Origin of the sequence: Plantibacter flavus (genome assembly GCF_002024505.1) — a bacterium.
GTDB classification, from domain to species: domain Bacteria; phylum Actinomycetota; class Actinomycetes; order Actinomycetales; family Microbacteriaceae; genus Plantibacter; species Plantibacter flavus_A.
In genome coordinates, this window is record NZ_CP019402.1 from 3,100,184 (window position 1) to 3,119,653 (window position 19,470).

General features: G+C 63.4%; 20 protein-coding genes and 2 pseudogenes. 16 read left to right on the forward strand and 6 right to left on the reverse strand.

Annotated features, from left to right (window positions below; genetic code table 11):
• Window positions 1-226: 226 nt before the first annotated feature.
• The gene (locus BWO91_RS14395; protein WP_167620494.1) at window positions 227-2,917 is read right to left on the reverse strand and encodes an AAA family ATPase; all 2,691 of its coding nucleotides are present in this window, start codon (window positions 2,915-2,917) and stop codon (window positions 227-229) included.
• A 459-nt stretch (window positions 2,918-3,376) separates the two neighbouring features.
• On the opposite strand from BWO91_RS14395, the gene BWO91_RS14400 reads away from it, so the two are divergent.
• From BWO91_RS14400 to BWO91_RS14410, 3 genes are all read left to right on the forward strand, one after another.
• Window positions 3,377-4,087: a hypothetical protein gene (locus tag BWO91_RS14400; RefSeq protein WP_079003039.1), complete on the forward strand. Its 711-nt coding sequence runs from the start codon at window positions 3,377-3,379 to the stop codon at window positions 4,085-4,087.
• Window positions 4,088-4,257: 170 nt separating this feature from the next.
• A complete protein-coding gene (locus BWO91_RS14405) occupies window positions 4,258-5,907 on the forward strand; it encodes a hypothetical protein (RefSeq protein ID WP_079003040.1) in 1,650 nt (549 codons plus the stop codon).
• On the forward strand, window positions 5,904-6,644 hold the full coding sequence (locus tag BWO91_RS14410; protein ID WP_079003041.1) for a hypothetical protein: 741 nt from the start codon (window positions 5,904-5,906) through the stop codon (window positions 6,642-6,644). Before BWO91_RS14405 ends, BWO91_RS14410 begins: the two co-directional genes overlap by 4 nt.
• Window positions 6,645-6,920: 276 nt before the next feature.
• Here the strand turns inward: BWO91_RS14410 and BWO91_RS14415 are convergent, their stop codons facing one another.
• The 3 genes from BWO91_RS14415 to BWO91_RS19725 all read right to left on the reverse strand — a co-directional run bounded on the left by BWO91_RS14415 (window position 6,921) and on the right by BWO91_RS19725 (window position 8,254).
• A complete protein-coding gene (locus BWO91_RS14415; RefSeq protein WP_079003042.1) occupies window positions 6,921-7,355 on the reverse strand; it encodes a hypothetical protein in 435 nt (144 codons plus the stop codon).
• A 120-nt stretch (window positions 7,356-7,475) separates the two neighbouring features.
• The gene (locus BWO91_RS14420; RefSeq protein ID WP_079003043.1) at window positions 7,476-7,928 is read right to left on the reverse strand and encodes a hypothetical protein; all 453 of its coding nucleotides are present in this window, start codon (window positions 7,926-7,928) and stop codon (window positions 7,476-7,478) included.
• Window positions 7,925-8,254, reverse strand: coding sequence for a hypothetical protein (locus BWO91_RS19725; protein ID WP_153303485.1), 330 nt, complete (start codon window positions 8,252-8,254; stop codon window positions 7,925-7,927). The genes BWO91_RS14420 and BWO91_RS19725 overlap by 4 nt, the downstream gene beginning before the upstream one ends.
• 752 nt (window positions 8,255-9,006) lie before the next feature.
• Between BWO91_RS19725 and BWO91_RS14435 the strand changes: the two genes are divergently transcribed.
• From BWO91_RS14435 to BWO91_RS14490, 13 genes and pseudogenes are all read left to right on the forward strand, one after another.
• On the forward strand, window positions 9,007-10,029 hold the full coding sequence (locus tag BWO91_RS14435) for a hypothetical protein (RefSeq protein WP_153303486.1): 1,023 nt from the start codon (window positions 9,007-9,009) through the stop codon (window positions 10,027-10,029).
• A gap of 22 nt (window positions 10,030-10,051) precedes the next feature.
• Window positions 10,052-10,321, forward strand: a complete 270-nt coding sequence (locus BWO91_RS14440) for a hypothetical protein (protein WP_153303487.1) — start codon at window positions 10,052-10,054, stop codon at window positions 10,319-10,321.
• Window positions 10,322-10,464: 143 nt separating this feature from the next.
• The gene (locus tag BWO91_RS14445; protein ID WP_153303488.1) at window positions 10,465-10,806 is read left to right on the forward strand and encodes a hypothetical protein; all 342 of its coding nucleotides are present in this window, start codon (window positions 10,465-10,467) and stop codon (window positions 10,804-10,806) included.
• Window positions 10,807-11,165: 359 nt separating this feature from the next.
• Window positions 11,166-12,182, forward strand: a complete 1,017-nt coding sequence (locus BWO91_RS14450) for a DUF2599 domain-containing protein (protein ID WP_079003049.1) — start codon at window positions 11,166-11,168, stop codon at window positions 12,180-12,182.
• Window positions 12,182-12,457, forward strand: coding sequence for a hypothetical protein (locus tag BWO91_RS14455; protein ID WP_079003050.1), 276 nt, complete (start codon window positions 12,182-12,184; stop codon window positions 12,455-12,457). The genes BWO91_RS14450 and BWO91_RS14455 overlap by 1 nt, the downstream gene beginning before the upstream one ends.
• Window positions 12,458-12,953: 496 nt before the next feature.
• Window positions 12,954-13,382, forward strand: a complete 429-nt coding sequence (locus BWO91_RS14460) for a hypothetical protein (RefSeq protein ID WP_079003051.1) — start codon at window positions 12,954-12,956, stop codon at window positions 13,380-13,382.
• A gap of 13 nt (window positions 13,383-13,395) precedes the next feature.
• Window positions 13,396-13,680 carry a hypothetical protein gene (locus tag BWO91_RS14465; RefSeq protein ID WP_079003052.1) on the forward strand — a complete coding sequence of 95 codons (285 nt, stop codon included), beginning with the start codon at window positions 13,396-13,398 and terminating at the stop codon, window positions 13,678-13,680.
• A 447-nt stretch (window positions 13,681-14,127) separates the two neighbouring features.
• Window positions 14,128-14,544: a DUF4258 domain-containing protein gene (locus tag BWO91_RS14470; RefSeq protein WP_167620495.1), complete on the forward strand. Its 417-nt coding sequence runs from the start codon at window positions 14,128-14,130 to the stop codon at window positions 14,542-14,544.
• On the forward strand, window positions 14,541-14,756 hold the full coding sequence (locus BWO91_RS14475) for a DUF2283 domain-containing protein (RefSeq protein ID WP_079003054.1): 216 nt from the start codon (window positions 14,541-14,543) through the stop codon (window positions 14,754-14,756). The genes BWO91_RS14470 and BWO91_RS14475 overlap by 4 nt, the downstream gene beginning before the upstream one ends.
• 213 nt (window positions 14,757-14,969) lie before the next feature.
• Window positions 14,970-15,134, forward strand: a pseudogene (locus BWO91_RS20565) (hypothetical protein); the annotation flags it as partial.
• Window positions 15,135-15,163: 29 nt separating this feature from the next.
• Window positions 15,164-15,379 (forward strand): hypothetical protein, encoded by a 216-nt coding sequence (locus BWO91_RS20245; protein ID WP_240555860.1) that lies wholly within the window; start codon window positions 15,164-15,166, stop codon window positions 15,377-15,379.
• Window positions 15,380-15,781: 402 nt separating this feature from the next.
• On the forward strand, window positions 15,782-16,027 hold the full coding sequence (locus BWO91_RS14485; RefSeq protein WP_079003056.1) for a hypothetical protein: 246 nt from the start codon (window positions 15,782-15,784) through the stop codon (window positions 16,025-16,027).
• 9 nt (window positions 16,028-16,036) lie between these two features.
• On the forward strand, window positions 16,037-16,525 hold the full coding sequence (locus BWO91_RS14490) for a hypothetical protein (RefSeq protein WP_079003057.1): 489 nt from the start codon (window positions 16,037-16,039) through the stop codon (window positions 16,523-16,525).
• A 139-nt stretch (window positions 16,526-16,664) separates the two neighbouring features.
• Here BWO91_RS14490 and BWO91_RS20250 read toward each other — a convergent pair.
• Together BWO91_RS20250 and BWO91_RS14495 are read right to left on the reverse strand one after the other, a co-directional pair.
• Window positions 16,665-16,757: pseudogene (locus tag BWO91_RS20250) on the reverse strand (ABC transporter ATP-binding protein); the annotation flags it as partial.
• A gap of 466 nt (window positions 16,758-17,223) precedes the next feature.
• Window positions 17,224-18,951 (reverse strand): putative Ig domain-containing protein, encoded by a 1,728-nt coding sequence (locus BWO91_RS14495; protein ID WP_167620496.1) that lies wholly within the window; start codon window positions 18,949-18,951, stop codon window positions 17,224-17,226.
• Window positions 18,952-19,470: the final 519 nt, after the last annotated feature.

Genomic DNA, 19,470 nt, shown 5'->3' on the forward strand with positions numbered 1-19,470 from the left:
CCATGGTACGCCCTATCTGCGAGCGAACAACCCCGGCACGACGAAGTTCGCGTTCGACTGTACTGCACGCTCGGCGTTACCGAAGGAGTTCGCCCGTGTCAGCAGCCAAGCGACGCCCGTACACCGTTCGGCTGCCCGGAGTGGGCGGCCGGGCTGACCATTCTGGGCGAGCGAAACCGTTAGACGATTGATGTCCGTAGCGATCTGCACAACGAGCTCGCGTCATTCAGAGTGCCGGTTGAGCAGCGTCTGCCTCTCGTGCGGTGCGGGTCAAGTCGACGCGAGCCGCGGCCTGTGTCCGATTGACTGTCGGTTCTCCGGGATCAAGCGCTAGCAACTCGGCAATCTGCTCACGGAGGTCGAAGACTCTCGCCGGGAGCACCAGGGTGTTCTGGAGCCTTCCACGAGTGAGCCCGACGTAGATGGCCGCACCGTTCACTGCGCCGGAGGTGTAGCTGACGTCCGCTGTGTCGCCCTGGGCACCATGGGTGGTGGATGCGTAGGCCAGGTGTACGTACTCAGCGATGTAGCTCGCTGGTACGTTCCGGACGCGGCTTGAGTCCGAAACGGATTCGAGGGAGGCGTGCCCACCGGTGATGCTGCGGACTCGCCAGAGCTGACGGTTGCTCACGCCCAGGTTCTTCTCGTTGGCTCGGCTCTGGACGAGGTCCCCCTCATAGATGGGTTGCGAGTCCTGCGCGAAGAGCACGGAACGTGGCTGCAGCTCGCCTCGCGAGAGTCGGAGTCGCTGGATCGTGTCATTGATGCGCTGCGCCTCCTCGTTCGTCGCCGTCACCAACGCAACACGCAGCCCTGCTGCAGTGTCTGCGAGATACCGTTCAGCGAGGTAGGCCGTCGGATCCTGACCAGGCTCCAACTCGACGACATGGCCGCCGGCGATAAGACGATCGGCCACGGCAAGCCGATCATCTTCGCTCCGTGCATCGCGCAGCGCGACCGTGAGCTGCGCGTAATCGCGGTCGATCGCTCCGTCCGGTTTGCGGAAGCGGTGCACGTCCTCGAGATCGACGCGTGCTGTCGTGGCCTCGGTCGCCAACAGCATCGCGCCAGAGTGTCCAACTGGGCGCAACTGCATCGGGTCGCCGACGAAGGCCAGGTCGATGCCGGTTTGCTCTGCGGTGATGCAGAGCGCGCGTGCGGCCTCGAGGTCGAGCATGCCGGCCTCGTCGACGATGACGCGGTCGTTGCGGCGGAGTCGGTGGCGGCGAGCGATCGGGTTCGTTGGACGTTCCCACGTCCAGACATCGCGGCCGGCGTCATCCGTATACCAAGTCCAGCCGTGGGCTCGGAGCAGCTCATGCACGCTCGTTGCATCTGCGCCGGTCTCGGCACCAGCCACCTGCGCGGCCTTCCGCGTCGGCGCAAGCAGGAGCGGGCGACGGCCGTTGCGGCGGAGTAGGTCGCAAGCGACGCGCAGCATGGTCGTCTTGCCTGTTCCGGCGGGGCCGGTCACGGTGACGAGCCGATCGCTGCCAGCCAGCACTGCGGCGGCGGCTCGTTGACCCTCATCGAGCGAGCGACCTGTCGGGAGGGACGCGCGCTCGGCGCGGGAGACCGCCTCTTCGGTCAGAGACCGTCCGGGGGGCGCGAGTTCGGCCATGCGGCGCTCAACTTCCCGTTTGAGTGTCGCGGTGTGATTCGAGAGGTAGCCCTTCACCTGTGGCGGCACTTCTTCTGCGCCGAGCAGGTCCGTGCAGCCCGCGTCGACGGCGCGCTGAATCACCAGCTCGACCAGTGGCTCGAGCTGGGATCGTTCAACGACAACGTCCGTTGTGGCGAGTGCCCGGAGCACCCCGGCGCGGACGTCGAATCGGCTGAATCGTCCTCCACTCGGCGTCGAGCGTTGGTCAGCATCGGCGACCGCCCGCCTCGCGAGCAGATCGACATCGAGATCATCGAGGCGGCTCACCAACGGCGCGACGTGGGCCCGCTTCTCAGCGAGCCTCGGATCGAGTTCGATGATCTCCTCTCGCACCAGGTTCAGCCAGTCGGCTTCGTTGATCGCGACAGGCTTTGCCGGGCGCTCGTGTGCGTAGGCCCACTGGTCGATGGCGGTCAGATCCTGCGGCGTTGGTTCAGCGCCGGGGTGTTCGAGCCGCCACTCATCCAGCCGGTTGGCGCGATTCCGTTCGATCTGACGCGACCGCTTCGACAATGGCCGAACAATGTGGGCGAGCTGCTCGATCTCGCCATCGTCGCCGATGCTGAAACCCCTTCGGGCGAGGGCGGCGATCCACTCCGGGTCTGTCCGCGCAGCGAGGTCGCCCTCAGCGTTGATGATGGTCTGAAAGCGCAGTGCCACTCGGGAGTCGATGTTGCTCCAACGCCCGTCCTCTCCGAGCACCTTGATGTTGAGCCACAGATGCCGGTGCTGGTGGGGATCGAGCGCACGAGAACGGGCATGACGGAGCTCCACGATCTCGATGCGCGTCAGCGGCATGCGACGGTGGCCGGCTTTCCCGCGACGTGCGTTGAGCTCGCGCTGCCAGGCGAGCATGACGCGTTCGCGAAGGCGATCCTGGAGTGCGTCGTAGGCGGCTGCGACCTCCGGATCGAGGATCACCGCAATGGAGAACGATTTCGGGGCGTTGATGGTGGCGTCAAGGAGCAGATCTGCTCGAGGTGAGGGGTTCCGGATGCCTCGCATGACCTCGGTGTCGGGATCACGGCCTGCGACCCAGGCGGCGAGTTTCTGTCGGTCGAGTTGGTCAGAGGTGACCTGTTCGTTCTCGACGATGAAGCGGGTTACGGTCTCGGGTGCGTAACCGAGCGCGCGGGCGATGCCAGCGGGGGTGCCGACAGTTGCATCGCACGAACCACCGAGCGCATAGTCGACGGCCTGCTTCAGTCCTTGCGAAGCGATGCCTCGCTTCCACCTGACCATGCCGCCACGCACGGGCACCTCCATGCCGAAGGCGGTCGATCCGCCTCGCTAGCTCTTGCCGCTGGCGGACAGCCGACGCGGACGTGGCCACCCCGGTGCCTGCGTGCATCCCTGAATCGACACCCCTGTCCCTGTCGCCCCTGGCACCGGGTCGGGGGCATGTGCTCCCTCGCCTCTTTGTCAGTGGCGGCTCCGTCATCGATACCCATCACAGCCCAATTGGTGCCAACACTCTGAGCTATGGCGGCCGTCCGAGGGCAAGGCGAGCGGAGCGAGGCGCGGCAGCCCGAATGCGGGACCGGAGATGTGCCCGCGCGCCGCCAGCCTCGACGGCGTTGGGTGGGGATGGGCCGACGCCGAACAGGGCGCCGAAGTCGCAGGAGGCGTCCGCCTAATCGTCGTGCCCTTCTCAAGAGCAGGAGGTGACGCACCAGCGATCATCTCAACTCGCGCAAGCGACGGAAGGACACCATGGCATTGCACCTCTCACTGCAGCTGGCAGCTACCGCGTTGAGTGCGACCGCGCTCGGTACGACCGGTCCGACGGTCCCCCTCGACGCGCCAGCACCCGCAGCCATCGTCACGGCCTCGGGTTTCGCGAACCCCTCGGAAGCGGAAGTAGGCGACTGCGTCGGTTTCGCGGTCGACTTCTCTGGCACCCAGGACGGCATCGCGATCGAACCGATCACGGCGGCACTCACCGGACCCTACGACGGCTGGCCCCCGGTCGGCTCACCCGCCGATGCGGCGACGGTCGGCTCGTTCTCCGCGACCTGGACAGGCTCCGAGTGGAGCTACGACGGCGACTGCGTGAGCGTCTCGGCGGCCGGCGGATACGCCTGGACGCTCGACAACCCGAACGATCCCGAGGGCCTCGACTTGATCATCCACGAGTCGTCCATCGTCGATGTCACCGAACCGGCCGTTATCGACCCGGAAGACGGCGACGAGACCGAGCCACCCGTGGACGACGAGGATGGGGACGGCGGGACCGCCATCGATGTCGTTGCAGATCACTCAGGCGGGAGCGTCGGGACCAGGCGTCCACAGCTGGCTGTCACCGGCGCGAACGAAGATCTCGTCCTCGCCGGCGCTGTGGGAGGCCTGCTCGCGATGGCGGCGGGCGTGGCCCTCGCCGCACTGAGCCGACGAAACCGAGTTCGGGTGGAGGAGGCCGCATGAGCCGGCGCATCCTGAGCGCGGCCGGCGCGTCGATTCTGCTTGCCACCACTCTGAGCTTGCCTGCCCTTTCGGCGAGCGCTTCGGTTCCCGCCGCGGAAGACACGTCAGCCACTGCGGACAACACCACTCCATCCCCTCGAGCCACAACCGCCTATGGGTGGGGCCAGCTCGTGAACTACGTCACCCCGGACGGATCGCTCGCGTACTGCATTGACGTCCAAGCCGACTGGCCATCCGGTGCCACCGGCGGCGGAACGCTCGTCGGCGGCATCGGCGCAACAGCCGGGACGCGCGACGTCGGCGGCACGGAACTCGCAATGCTCAACGCGGGCCTCTCCCAGTTCGGGCAGACCACGGACAACGACACCGCAGCAGCCGTCGCCGCGTTCGTCTACGCCTTCACCTCGCAGAACCACCACGGCTACGACGGCGCCATCCACTACATCGGCCAGAAAGCCGACGGTCACGACGCCACTGTGACTGCAGCGTTCAACAGCATCTGGGCATGGGTCGGCGAGAACTGGGCTGCCGCAGCTGGCTCGAACACGGCGACCACAACCATCACCATGACCGACAGCACCACCGGCTACATCGACGCAACCGTCGACCCCGCCGCCGCGACCGGCACACTCACCCTCACCGGCGCACACGAGACCAGCACCGGCGCGACCTCGGTAGCCGTCGGCAATGGATCCCGCATCGACATCACCGGCGACCCCGCCGACGGCATCGCGGACTACGACATCCGCGTCGACGGGTCCTGGAGCACGCCCGGCGGCTACGCCTCCGAGGCGTGGATGTACGAGACGCCCGGCCAACAGCGCCTCGCTCGTGGCAGCGAGAACCGCTCCCCCATCCCGTTCACCTCCGCTGCGAGCACCACCGCCTCGACGCTCTTCCAGCCGATCGTGACGAGCGAGATGCAGCAGACCCTCGTCCCCGTCGGCGGCACCATCATCGACCACGCAACCTGCGACCTCTCCCCCGACAGCACCAGCACCGCCTGGCGGCGCAACCGGGACGGCGAAGGCGTCGAAGTCGTCTGGGACGTCGCAATCTACGCCAAGCTCCCCGGCGAGGACGGCCTCCCCGACGTCCCAGAAGGTCGGCCGGCGCTCGGCACGGCCATCGCCACCTGTGACGAGGTCGGCGACGTCATGAAGGCAAGCTTCCCCCGAACTGACGAAGCCGACGGCCCGATCACCGCAGTCTGGTCACTCGACCTCGACAAGCAGTCCGACAGGACGAAGTCCGTCCTGCAGGGATCCTGGCACGACGCGTTCGGGTTGCCCGACGAGACGACGGTCATCCCCCGCGTCACGACGAAGGCTGTGCCGTCGGTGATGGAGGGAGAGCAGTACGGCGACACCGCCCACCATGAAGACGTCGCCCTCTACCCCGATACCGCCGTGCAGACCTTCACCGCCTATCGCATCACCGACGGTCAGCCCGTCTGCGACGCCACGACCGAATACCTGACGGAATCGGCACCGATCATGATCGACGGCCGCACGGATATCCCCGGGCCGACCTTCACCGCCACCCGCGACATGGGCACCGGGGTCAACTGGATCGAGCGCACGTATGCCGATGACACGAAGCAGGTGCTCCTCAGCGAAGGCGTCTGTGGGCAGGAAGGTGAGCAGACACGCTTCATCGACCGCCCCGGACAGAAGCTCGCAAGCACCGGCTTCGACGGCGCCACCCTCGCCGCAAGCGCTGCCGCCACGATGCTCCTCGGGGCCTCGCCCTTCGTCGTTCGCGGTGTCATGCGGCGTCGAGCAAGCCTGACTGACTCCGCCAAGGGGCTCGCAGGATGAGCGAAGAACAGACAGGCCCCTCGTCGGACCTGAGCCAGGACCAGAACGAATGGGTGGCGATGTATCGCCACGGGTTACGATTCCGCAAGCCACAGCCGGACTATGACGACGTGCGCGACGACTACGAGGACATTCACGGCGACGACCCTCGGATGGAGGAGGAAATTCAACTCAGGATCGTTGAGACTCAGATGGACCTGCTCCTCCGTTTCACCGGGGCATCGGACTATGACATCCACCCAGACCCTGACTCCTGGCTAGAGACGTACTATGCCTTGGCAGGCAAGTGGCTCGGTCGAGATGCAGGGATCGACGAACAGCTCGAGAGCGTCGACCGAGTCCTTTCGCAGACCGGCGGGCCACTTTGGCGCCCGGACCTGTACCTCCCGTTGGACCAGGTTCACCAAGCTGCGGTAGATGCCGTGCCTGCGAGCCCACAAACCGCGCCGTCGACCTCCGCTTCTAGCTGGCGAGAGCCTCCCCGTCTTATCGACTGGACTCCGGACGAGGACCCAGCCGCGGGCTACCTCCGGGAGCTCCACACCAATCGCCAACAAGCACGGGAGTTGGGTCTGCCCGAGCGTTCCGAAAAGGCGCAGCCGCAGAATTCGAGGGGACCGCTAACCATGTTGGCTCGGAAGCTCTCAAGCAGAGTCCTCCGACCGCGCTCAGACGATACCCACCGCGACGCTCACCCGCCGCATCAGTCCGTGTTCGGGGGCAGTCTGGAGCTCTAGCGATCCGTTCCCCGCAAAGACCAGAATGGACGCTCCTCAGGATCCGACCCGCCGTCCACGACAAGCGGCGCTTCCGCGCATCGTCTCGGGTGACGACCGAAAAGGGCAGTTAAAAATCTCCGTTATTTCACGAAGCCTTTTCGAATGGTCCGCGCCTCAAGCGTTCACGGCCATGGCGCTGTCGTCACGTCGACGTCATGGACACCTCGTTTGCGCACACTGGTTGGGTGCGCGTTGCCGAGCTGCCTGGTGCCCTGGGAGGAACGTGGTCGAGTGCTAGAGCGCCGCCCAGCAGTACATGTGTTCGCCACGATCGCGTGCCGTTCGGGCAAGCGCCGCCCACTCTTGGAGCATTGACAGCAGCTCCGCAGCGTCACCATTACCCCAAAACTCTTCAGTCTCCGACCACGGGGTGGCCACCTCAACGAGGCGGTCGTCACTCGAGGTGGCAAGTGCTTCGGTGAAGGTATCGGGCATGGCAATGACCCAAGCGGAATCATGGTCCGGCGAGGAGACGAGTCGCGACCACGAAGGATCATCGGTGATCGATTCATACGTCACGCCAGAGAGCAGCGCCAGCAACGTGCCGGCCTCCACCGTCGCGCCGACCGCCTCAACAACCGGAGAGCGCACCCCGACAGGACCGTCGTCAACGACAGCGGCCGCAGCCGCGTCATCCGGCGCGATGAAGTAGGTGTTGAACATTCCCATGACCTCATTCTTGCAGTATCCCGGGTTGCTTTCCTCGAGAGTTCTCCAGCTGTCGCCCTGACGTCACGTCGATGTCATCGACACTTTGCTTGCGCACACCTGCTGGTCGGTGTTGTGGAGCTACCTGGTGCTCGACGGGGCGGGGGTGGGCGATTCGGTGGCAGCGCAGGATTCAATCAGCGGCGGAAGGGCCTCACTGAACGAGGTGACTGCGGTCTCGAGGGCGGCTCGAGATTGATCGGTCAGCCCAGAGTCCGAGATGCCTTGTGCAGCATCGGAAATCCCATCGACCAGAACCTGGATCTTGGCGGTCACGTCCTGTTCTCCGCCGATGTCGTTCGTCGCGGCGCGAAAGAGCTCGCCGGCTGCCGAGAGCTGTGCTGCACCGACAGCGGGGTCGGTTTCCAGGGTTGTCAGATTTTCGGACACGTTCGTGGCGTAGGACGTCGCCACCTGGGCCAGCTCCGCGCAATCCTCTCCCGCAACGACGCTCGGGCCTGCGCACCCGGCCACGAGAGCGAGCACAAGGCCGCCGAGGCCGAGCGCGCCGAGGACGCGATGTGGGCGCTTCACAGGGCAATCCCCCGCCGGCGAAGCTCCGTGATGATCTGCACCTCATGCTCGAAGTGCCGCGATCGCTTGTTGGCCGAGAGAATCGTGTCCTTCCAACCTCGCTTCACCACATCCTGGAGTGCGATGTAGAACGTGGACTCCCCGAAATCGATGTCGTCCCAGGCCTCGTTCACTGCACGCTCCCGCGGCACGACCGCTTGGAAGCTCGGATCGATCCGAATCCGGTGAGAGCTGTACCCCTGGATCGAGATCGCGCCCTCGACCCCACTGATGTCCAGGCCCATGTCGTCCGCTTCGTCAGCTTCCCTGAGCCGCTGTTCGTACATCGCGAGCTCCTCCGGGGTTCTCGCGGTCACAAATGTCGAAATTACTAGATCACCAATTACCCCGGACAGCGTGACGTTATGGAACTCACACCCCCTAATGAACACGGGACCACGGACACTAGTCAGCCCACCCACCGTCACGTTCCGCAGCAACGCTCCAGCCAGCAGGCAGCTCGCGACTCGCAGCGACCCTACCGACACATCCTCGATCACCGGACGTGCATCGAAGTCCTCAGCAAGACGCGTGCGGCAGTCATCTAGGAGAAGATCACCGAAGGTGACTCCCCGGAGAGACTGACCCTCTCGGAGGACCGCTCCTCGAATTTTCTGTCGCACATTCACTTCCCGTAGGTCCACATGGTGTACTTCGCGATCCGAGTCGGGTCGACGTAGGACCGCGCTAGATGACGCGCGAGCGTTGAGAGGTTGTCCCTCGTCAGCTCGTAGAACAGTCCCGAGCTGCGACTGATGAAGTCAAGGGCGTTCGGTCTGCCACGATGCTTGAACAGTTGATCGATCAGAGGATTTTCTGCGAGTCGCCCTTCCATCGCTTTGCCTTTGGTCATTCTCTCAATTCGCCGGTACGTTCTGGACTGCCGCCTGGATGGCCGATGGCGACGCCGGCCTGAACCAACCCAGTCGATTCTTGGACGAGGGAAAACCCCCGAATCATCACTGATCCCTCGACACTTTACTTGAGGTAAGGGTACCCTCACAAAACAGCGCAGGTGGCGCTACTGATCGGAGGATGAATGTCGAACCTGAGACGTACCATCGGTATCGCTGGGGTCGGGGCGCTGTGCGCTTCAGCGCTTCTGGGAGGATCATCTGCAGCCTTTGCCGAGGACCAGCTGCCGTACTCTGATGTGCTCGCTGCAGTGGAGGCCGTCGTGCCGGAGACGCTGGATGCGGCAGCGCCGGCAAGCAGCACTGACGCCGACGCTGCGCAGTACTCGGCAGAGGGAACCACGGTCACGGTTCCTTGGGATGCAAGTCGTGCAGCCACCCTCAACTCCGCAAGCCAGGAGCTCACCGTTTCCCTGCCGTTCGCCCAGCAGGCCAGTGACGGGGTGTTGTTGCATGACGGTGTGACGGCGTTCGACAACGGCAACGCGTCGACGACCGTCCCGGTGGTCCGCGGGGACGGCAGCCTTCAGATCATCACAGTGATCGACGGTGCTCAGGCGCCAACGCGCTATGACTACGACTTCTCCGTTCCAGAGGGCGGAGCACTGACGATCCGGGAAGACGGCGTTGTGATTATCACCGACGCCAGCGGCGGGTTCTCCGGTGGCGTCGCGCCAGCGTGGGCGAAGGATGCTACCGGTGCACCCGTCTCGACCTGGTATGAAGTCTCTGGCAACACCCTGACCCAGGTCGTCGACCACAGCGCGGAGACCGCGTACCCCGTCGTCGCTGACCCATGGGCTGGCATTACTCTGTTCCAGAACTTCAAGCGAGACAGCTACAAGGGCGACTACCGTTACAGTGCCTGGGTGACCCCGCTCGGAGCGGTCGTGCTCAGTGGCGGCGGTGGCGTTGGCGGATACATCGCTGGTCAAGCCGTCTTCAACGGCGCAGGCTGGGATGAGTGGAAGTCTAGGTTCGGTGCGACCGCGATGACGAACAAGGCCACACTCAAGCACCAGTACAACTGCCACGTCGCCGCCAGCGTCTACGGCCTCCCCTTCACCCAGGACTACAACCTGGAACGCTTCCGCACCAACCGGTCCAACTGGCCCGCCGGTGTCGTCACCCACCGATGCAACTGGTAGCCATCACCCAGGAGTCATGCCCGTGAAGAAAGTCATCATCGCTTCAGCCATCCTGGCCACCGTCGGGGCGATCACCGTCATCGTGTTCTTCATCATTTCGGGACTGCAGTATCGCGCTCAGGAGGACCAGGGGCTGGAACCTGGCTACACCCCGGCCCCCATCGTGCTCGGCATCGACATCGGACTCTGGGCATTGGGTATCGGCCTGACAGTGTTCGTCGTCGCGGGGACACTCACCCTAGCCAGACGACGAACACGCCCAAGCATCACACCATCACCATCCGAGGATTGACCTCGCCAAACACGTCACACAACCACAGCATCGCCTTGAACCAACACAGCCGGGGCGCAGCTGCGACACCACCACACGGGTGACCGCGAGGGGACGACGCAGTCGGAGTCCGTCAGCTCCAAGCGCACAACGCATGGCTCGACGTGACCATGCAGCTCGGGCTGGTCGGCGCAATCGTCTTCCTGGTCCTCATCGTCCAGACCACTCACGGGACACTGTCGCTCCTCCCCAACCGATTGACCAGGTCAACACTCAGCACCTTCTTCGCGGCCGCCGCGCCGTTCTCGCTGCTCCTGCTCCTGGTGCTGCAGAGCTTGACTGAGAGCCGCCCGCTCGTCGAGTCGGGATGGGTGCTCTTGGCGATCCTCGCCGTCAAGCCACGCATGTTCGACAATCCGCTGCCGGGTGGGCGTGCCGATGCGGAGACGGCACTCTCACGCGCAATCAGCAGGCTGCGTAGCCGTTTGGCACGTACCAGTTGGTGACGTTGTTGATGATGGCCGCGCCAGGCTGGATCGTCCGACATGCCGTCGTGGAGCCACTCTGCAAGCCGGCGATCCTGAATTTGCCTTTGATGGGGTAGCTGCACTTGTTGCGCAGCGTCTGCGTGTAGGTGGGGTTCGGTAGTCGCAAATTACTGCAATAATTTAGCTGAAAATATACCTTATTTCAGTAGGCCTGTTTGCGTGACCCGCCGTTCGGTGTGCTATTTCCGCCACGTGGCGGGTGTTCATTCCGCTGATCGTCCAAGAGGCTTTCAGCAGTGGCGTCGAGGAGCGTCACAACATCGCAGAGCTCAGCGGCGCTTCACTGAAGCCTGATTCCGTTCGGCCGGGGGTCGCGGATGCAGACCTTCGAGTGCGACCGTGACCACACTATCGAGGGGAAAGACTTGCGCATCACCATGAAACTCGTTGCTACCGTTGGAGCCGCGCTTCTGGCGGCGGGATTGGCTGTTCCTGCTCATGCCGCAGAATCCGAGCCTGACCTGCTGGCTGCCATTGCTGCGGCAGCCCCGGAGGTATTGACCGGCGTCGCGGACGCTTCGGTTGACCTTTCTGATAGGTCAGCAGTCGAAGTACGCACCTCCGAAGCCTCCGCGATCCTTCCAACTAAGGCGGCCGACGGAGTGACACTGACCGATTCTGGAGGCACCGAGATCACTGTGGGTTTGCCGAACGCCACGAATGCGGAGAATGCCATCGCCGAGGCAGATGGGATCGTGTCATACGACAACAACGACGGCTCGACAACCGTCCCCGTGCTGAAAGAGGATGCCTCGGTGCAGATCACTACCGTGATTGACGGTGCCCACGCGCCGACCCGCTACGCCTACCCGCTGCAGGTACCCGCGGACGCGACGGTCACCCTGGACCCGGCGAGCGGCGCTGTCGTGATCGTCGACGCAGAAGGCAAATTCCTCGCTGGAGTGGCGTCAGCTTGGGCAAAGGACGCGAACGGCACCGACATCGCTACGCATTACGAGCTCGACGGGACCACCCTCACCCAGGTGGTTGAACACGCAGAAGGTAGCGCATACCCGATTGTCGCCGATCCGTGGCTCGGCATCGCCCTGGTCGACCGCACGAAATGGTCTGGTAAAACGCTGCAGGTCTATCCGTCATCCTGGGCACGAGTGAACCCGTGGGCTAGCGCCGGTGTGGCCGCACGGTGGGCGGGGTGGGACGAAGTCCTCAACAAGACACCGGGGAGCCGGGAGAACACCCCGTCTATGCGAGACCAGTACTACTGCCACTTCGACTTCGTTCGATTCCGCGCACCCAACAAGGTGAGCTGGAACCTCGACCTCGGCCGACCTGCGTACGACTACTGGACGCTGATCCAAAGGCAGTGCAACTGATGCGTGCCCTCGCCGGCGGGGCGGCTATCGCCTCTGCAGCCGGGGTACTCACAGCCGTTGGCACACTCATTTACCTCGGGATAATCCTCGGAGACCGCGGCCTTACAGCTGACGCCAACGGAACATCGGGCTACACCACAGCCACCGAGACCACCTTGCTCATCGGTAGCTTCATCGCGATCCCACTCCTGGGCGTTCTCGGAGCGACAAGCCTGGTGTTCTGGATCGCCCGGTACCGGGCCGACCGAACCAGCAACTCGAGTACAACGCCCTAAACCAGGGCTGACGTCAACGCGCAAGCTCGGAGCAACTCACAGGGCCCCGGCCAGTTGGCCGAGGCCCTGTCTGCTGCAAGCGATCGCCGTCGGCAGCACCCGTCCATGCGCTTGATCGGAAGAGGTTGCCCAACAGGCCGACGATCAAGTCGTCCCCACTCTGCCCCCGCTGATTGGCCTGCCGGACCCCCTGGACAACAATTCTGCGAACCCGGTCGCCTACGGCACGATTGAGACGGCACGGGCCGGGCATGCAGCACAGCGACCGTTCGCAGACGTGCTCAACGACGCCGTCGCGGCGCTCACCGAGGCTGGACGGTGGCGCCGCCCGCGCCTGCAGCAGACACCCACCGGCAAGGTCGAGCCACATCCGACTGAGACTGACCCTGCTGACTGGGCTGAGTTCGTCACCCTGGCCCTCGCCGGCGCTGCGGCGAATCTCTGCTGAATCGATGAGGCGCTGGCCGGTCGACCAAGATCCTGGGAAGCGGCGAAGATGGCAGAGCTGCTCGAGGCGACCGTCGGTCCTGACCAAGCCGAGCTATGGCAGCACCGCACCGAACCACTGCAACTGGTCGTCGACGTCGACGACCTCCTCTCCCACCGAACTGACGCCAGGTCCCAGGACGACGACGCGGAACACAGCATCGGCGAACAGCAGCTCGCGCTAGAGCAGGCAGACCCCTACCCCGACGAAGCCACATACGGGTGGAGCTACAAGGCCACCGGCCCGAATCAGCTCACGGCCGTCGACCCAGCAGCGCCCGAATGGTCATGGGACACCTGGCGTACCCTCAACGACAATGACAACGCCAATCTCGTCGAGAGATCGATCCACGACGGTGACACCTTCTTCACCTCGCTCTTCATCCCCGACTCCCCCGCCTCCGCAGTCGAGTACTACTCGTCTCATCGACGAACGTGATGCCCGGATCGGTTTGTTCGACAAGCAGCTCCGACTGCTCGAAGCACAGAAGCAGCAGGAATGGGACACCTACGCAGTAGCGCTCACCCAATCGATCGAGACCGCAGCACGCTCCATCCAGGGCCTGCGCGTTCCCATCGAGGTCGCAATCACCACGAACACGGATTCGATCGTCACTGCACATCAGAAGCTTGAGCCGCTCGCCGAGCAGCTCCTCGACGCCGCCGTAACCGCAATCCCCTCCCCTGCCGACCTACCCGGAACGCCACTAGAACGCATCGCCGCAAAGGCTCAGTAACTCGGCGGCGTGTCCCTTCACGGCTCGCCTCACGTCATCCAGTAACGCGTGGCAGTGGCGTTCTGCTTACAACGGGACGCCCGACTCATCCCATCCTCGGAACAACGCTGGTGTTCGCGCTGACCATCTTGGCCCCAGACGTCGGAGTCGGTCGCTAGACATGAGGCATCGAACGATGCCGCCTCGAGACCTGATAGCCGATTCGCGCGCGATCGCCATCGGGGTCTCAATCGGCAGACCGACTCTTGACCACGGTTCGAAGCGCGTAGTCCCATGACTACACGACACGTTCAGCTCAGACCAAGGGACGCAACACCAGCGACAATTCAGATCCACACCCCGCCAGGTGGCGTGATTCACAGGTCTGCCGGCGGATACCCGAGACAACCCAACATCGAAAGGCTAGATCCGAATCAACAACAGATCCCGCAACGAAATGAGAATCAAATGAAGAACAACCGGCAACCGACACGTGCGATCTCGCTGTCCCTGAGCGCCCTCCTGCTCGTGGGCACCTCGACACTTGCCGCTCAGAGCGCACAGGCGGCGCCGGCGCCATCAGTGTCCACCGCCGCATCAGCACCGATCACCTCATCCCTGCAATCGCGCGGTCCGATTGTTGTGAAGTTCTTCTGGTCCAGCATCATGAGAATTTTCATCACGTTCTCTAAACACGCCATGACGCAGATGTCCGCCCGCGGCGTCTCCGCGGCCACGGTTCAGCAGATTTTGAATTTTGGACAGGTGATCTCCCGCCACAACGGCATCACTTCTATCCGGTCGGGGCAAATCACAGTGCGGGTCAACACGAATACCGGTAACGTGATCACGGTGATCAGGTCTTCCGGAGGTGGTGGTCGATGAAACTGAGCTACGACCCTGAAGCGGATGCAGCCTACGTTCAGGTTGCGCCTCATATCGAGCCCGGCGCAGTAGTGAGGTCAGAGGAGACCAGCTACCTTGATTGCCATATCGCGGTGGACTACGACAGCGACGACCGCGTCCTCGGTATTGAGATCTTAAGCGCCTCCACCCTATTTACGCCCACAGCACTCGATGTGGCCGGAAGCGAATAGCCTCATGTTGCACGGACAGTGACACGTGATCTACCTCTCCTGGAATTCACCGGACCTCCCGAACGCCTGCCGGCGAGCTTTTGCCTGACGCCTCAGGAGCTATCGGGGACCGTGAGCATGAAGTCTCTAGCGGCTCGCGAAGAAAGTTCACGTTCACGCAAGGGAGGTATTCACGGGGGGGCTGAAACTGGATGCGGATTTCGGTCCCGCTAGCTGCCGCCACGGCGAGACGATGCCCGACTACCTCCACCCCGGCTCCGCCCGATCCTGCGGGAAACCCGCGGCGTGGTGGTGTTCCACGAGCAGGTCATGCGCATCATCGACGAACTCACCGGCACAGGCCTCGGCACCGCCGACGTCCTCCGCCGGCAACTCGCCGACCCAGGCCGGCTCGACGGCATCGAATCGTGTTCTTCACCATTTCGGGACTGCAGTATCGCGCTCAGGAGGACCAGGGGCTGGAACCTGGCTACACCCCGGCCCCCATCGTGCTCGGCATCGACATCGGACTCTGGGCATTGGGTATCGGCCTGACAGTGTTCGTCGTCGCGGGGACACTCACCCTAGCCAGACGACGAACACGCCCAAGCACCACACCATCACCATCACCATCCGAGGATTGACCTCGCCAAACACGTCACACAACCACAGCATCGCCCCGAACCAACACAGCCGGGGCGCAGCTGCGACACCACCACACGGGTGACCGCGAGGGGACCACGCAGTCGACGGGAGTGCTGCGGGGCAGCCTGGCGTCACTTCGCGCGCGGGCAAACATGACAGCTCTCGACTGGACACGGCAGGTGTCGTGGTTGAGCCCGATGGGACGCTCTCGGCCGATCCTGCGGCGTCGGCACCTCAGCCGGAAGGTTCCGCGGGTACGCCGGCAGCGCCGGCTGGCTTCACTGCAAGACTTGCTTCCGCGCCGACGAACCGTGTCGTGCCGGGCACTGGAACGTACGATGTGAGTCACGCTTCGTCGGGCCGCCTACGTCGTCAACAAGCACAACCTGAACACCGCGGTCGTGAAGCGCGTCACGACGTCCTACTCCTCGCGTCTCGGTGCCGGATTTGCGACTGCGTTCAACTACTTCCTTGAGGCCAAGCAGTTCATCTGCAACATGCTGACGTGCTGGGTGAGTGCTTCCGTGTGGGTGCAGTCGACGGTGGATTACCGTGCAATCACCGGTGGCACCTTCGGCGTCGTCACGACGTACTGTCAGGGAGTGACACTGTGCCCCAACTGGGTCAAGAACGCCCTCAACGTTTAGGACGGCGCCATGCATTCAATACGCGTTCAGAACGAGTTCCTCGTCGAGCTCGCGCGCCTCGAGCAAGCGCAGCTCGATGACAGGATCCTCTGCACCAGGATCGACTTCACGGACGCTTCCGTCGTCCTGACGACCAGCGGCGGGCGCGTAGCCGCACCCCTAGGAGCAGATGCCGAGGCTCTGGCACGGTTGCTGCAGCCGCTCCTCGGGCCACTCGATGCCCCGTCAGAACAGGGAACGCGCAACTATCCGAGCAGCGGGACGTTGGGCAGCCGGTGGGCGGAACTGCACTACGACCTCGGCCGTTCCGACTTTCTCATCCAACTCGACTCCGCGGCTGAGACAAGCTATCAGAGCCTGAAACTCGGTGATCGAACCGCGGTCCTGACCTTGAGACGGCCCTCCGAGAGCCTCGTGGTCGAGATGAACATCGACGGCTACCCGGTCCACGCTGCCTCCGAGATCGGTGAAGCCATCGACCGCGACGGCCAGCCCTAATCACCCACCTATCGGCCGGCGCGGATGATCTCCTCTCTCGCAAGGTCGGCAGGGTATCGAAGTCCGTCTGGGATGAACCCAGCGGCTGAAGTTGAAGTGTCGGAGGACGCAGTATATGGATCTGACGAGTAATGGGCAGGCCTGTCACCGTGCCGGGATGGAGTGTGAGCGAGACGTCATCGACTGCTGTCGTCGCGCCGAATCTCTTCGTGAGATGTTCCATTGTGATCATGCGCTCACTCTAAGAATGGTCGACAGCAGGGTCATCGTGCCGGGGGACCACAGCCATACATCCGCAGCACGATTCCCACTTCGTACTTGAGTTTCTTGCAGCGTGTTCGCCAGACCACTCGGATTGAAACTCTTCCATGTAAACGCGGCTGTATCCGGGTACAGAAACACATGAGAACCCCGCATATCGCCCAGTCGACTTCGACCCACCCGGCCTCGCCCTCCCCAGAACTCGCCCTCGCTGACAACCATTGCCCCCCCCCCCCCATCATCAATGTGCAAAGGACAAGCTCGTGGAGTATCTAAGAGCAATCCAGCCCGTCCGAGTATCTACTCGCGCTAGCAAGAGTTCCAGACGAAGGCGGCGCGAATGCACATTCAGTCACTCCCAGAGAGCATCCCAATCCCGCGTTTCCGTTGCGGGCAGATCGTCCAGCGACCTCGAGAACCATGGACAGCGCCGCAGACTATCCACAGATCCTGTCAGGACGAGGGCGTCGGCGAAGCACCAGTAGAATTCCCGCAAGAAGCAGACTCATCGACACCGATGCGATACCGGCGATGTGCGCCATTTCTAGGCCCGTGCTCGGTAGACGCCCACCGTGCGTTCCCGTCTCGGAGGTGATTGGAGACGAGCTCGGGGCCGGGCCGTCCGCGGTGATGACGATGGTGTACTGCGCAGTGTCGGATCCTGCAGCGTCTGTCGCGCTGATGCTCAATGAGTAGGCGCCCGCGCTCGTGGGTGTTCCCGAGATCACCCCAGTGACAGGATCCAAGGACAATCCCGGTGGCAGTACTCCGCCACTGACGGCGTACACGATCGGTCCGGTACCGGTGGCGGTCACCGTGTGGTTGTATGTCGATCCGGTCTTTCCCTCACTGGGCGAACCGGAGGTGATTGCTGGACCCGTCGACGTCGGCGTCGACGGCGTTGCGCCGACGGAGATCACATAGGACGCTGCGTCTGAACCCACGATGTTCGTCGCGGTCACGGTGAACGAGAAGACGCCTGCGGCTGTCGGAGTGCCGAAGATCACGCCTGTGGCCGCGTCCATACTGAGACCTTGCGGAAGCTGGCCGCCCGAAACGTTGAATGTGATCTTCGACGGGGCTGCGTCAGCGGTGACGGCAAACATGTAGCTCTCACCGACGGTGCCATCGATTGGTGCAGCTGAGGCGATCGTTGGCGCGGCACCCAGCACCGACACACTGTTCGAGACGATCGAGGCGATATAGACAGAACTGTCCTGCGGGTTGTACGCGCCGAACAGTGGCGATCGTCCCACGGCGATCGGGGCGCCGATGACCGCACCGCTCGCGCCGTCGATGACCGAGACTGTGCTGCTGCCGGTGTTGGAGATGTACAGATCTCCGGTCGGCGGGTAGTAGATGACTCCTACTGGAGCGGTTCCGACCCCAATGGGCGAGCCGACGACGGTTTGGGTGCTCTGGTCTATGACTGAGACCGAGTTGCTGAAGGTATTGGCGACATACACGCGATCTGTCACCGGATCAATGGCGATTCCCCAGGGCGCTGTTCCCACGGCAATCGTGCCGACGACAAGACCCGATGAACCGTCAATGACTGACACGGATGCGCCGCTGTTGTTGGTGACGTAAATCCGGTTGGCGTCGAGGCTGTAGGTCACGCCGACGGGCCTCTGCCCGACGGGAATGCTCACGATGACCGATCTGGTGGTGGGGTCGATAACCGAGACGGTGTCGCTGCGCGAATTCGCGACGAACACATGCCCGGTCGCCGGATTCACCGCTAGACCGGCCGGAAACGTGCCGACGGAGATGGGTCCACCGATGATGGCCTTTGTCATGGGATCGACAACAACGACCGTGTTTTCCCGTTCGATGGCAACGTAGAAGTATCCGTTGAAGGGGTTGAAGACGATCCCGCTCGGGCTCTGGCCGACGGAGATGATCGTCTCTTCTTTGGTGGCCCCATCGATGATCGACACCGTTGCACTCGCCGAATTGGTCACGTAGACGTCACCCGTGCTGGGCTCGACTGCTGCTGCGGCGGCGCCGCGCCCCACCGGAAGTTCCGAGTACGCGACATTCGGCGCTGCCTCACCTGCCCTCGCGGTCATCGTGCCGCCAGCAACTACCATCACCGCTGCGACGGCGAGAGCGATCACAAATCGTGCAGCCCCCGTCACAACAACATCGCGAACTGCGCTCACCGACCAGGACGATCTCCGAGCCACCGTCCCAAACTGATCAGCCATGCATCCCTCGAAATTCAATCAAAAACCCTCTGAACGGACACATATCCCCCAGAGTCAGTGCAGCGAGGCCGAATGTACGAGAAACCTGAGGATCACCGCAACATCGACTGCGTGATTTCACTTGCAGGCGTTTCAGTCCTGACAAGGTTGGGCAAACACCCGGCCTCGCCCCAATGCTCATCATCCGGCGTCATGACGTGCGGGCGGTCAGGTCGCCTTCGCCGACCATGATGAGCGGGTGAGTTTTGCCTTCCTGACGAACCGTACGGACGGTACCGGCGATGTCCGGGGAACCGCGATCGTTGACTTGCTCCGCTCGGTGCTCGCCCGAGCCTGAGCCCGGAACGGCTGTGACGAAACGAAGCGTTCTGAATTGCATCCAAGCCCAAGGAGCGTAAGAACGGCTATTCCCACTCCAGCCAGTCGCACATTTCATGCACTTCTATTGAAGATCCTGTTCGAACCGTGCCGGTT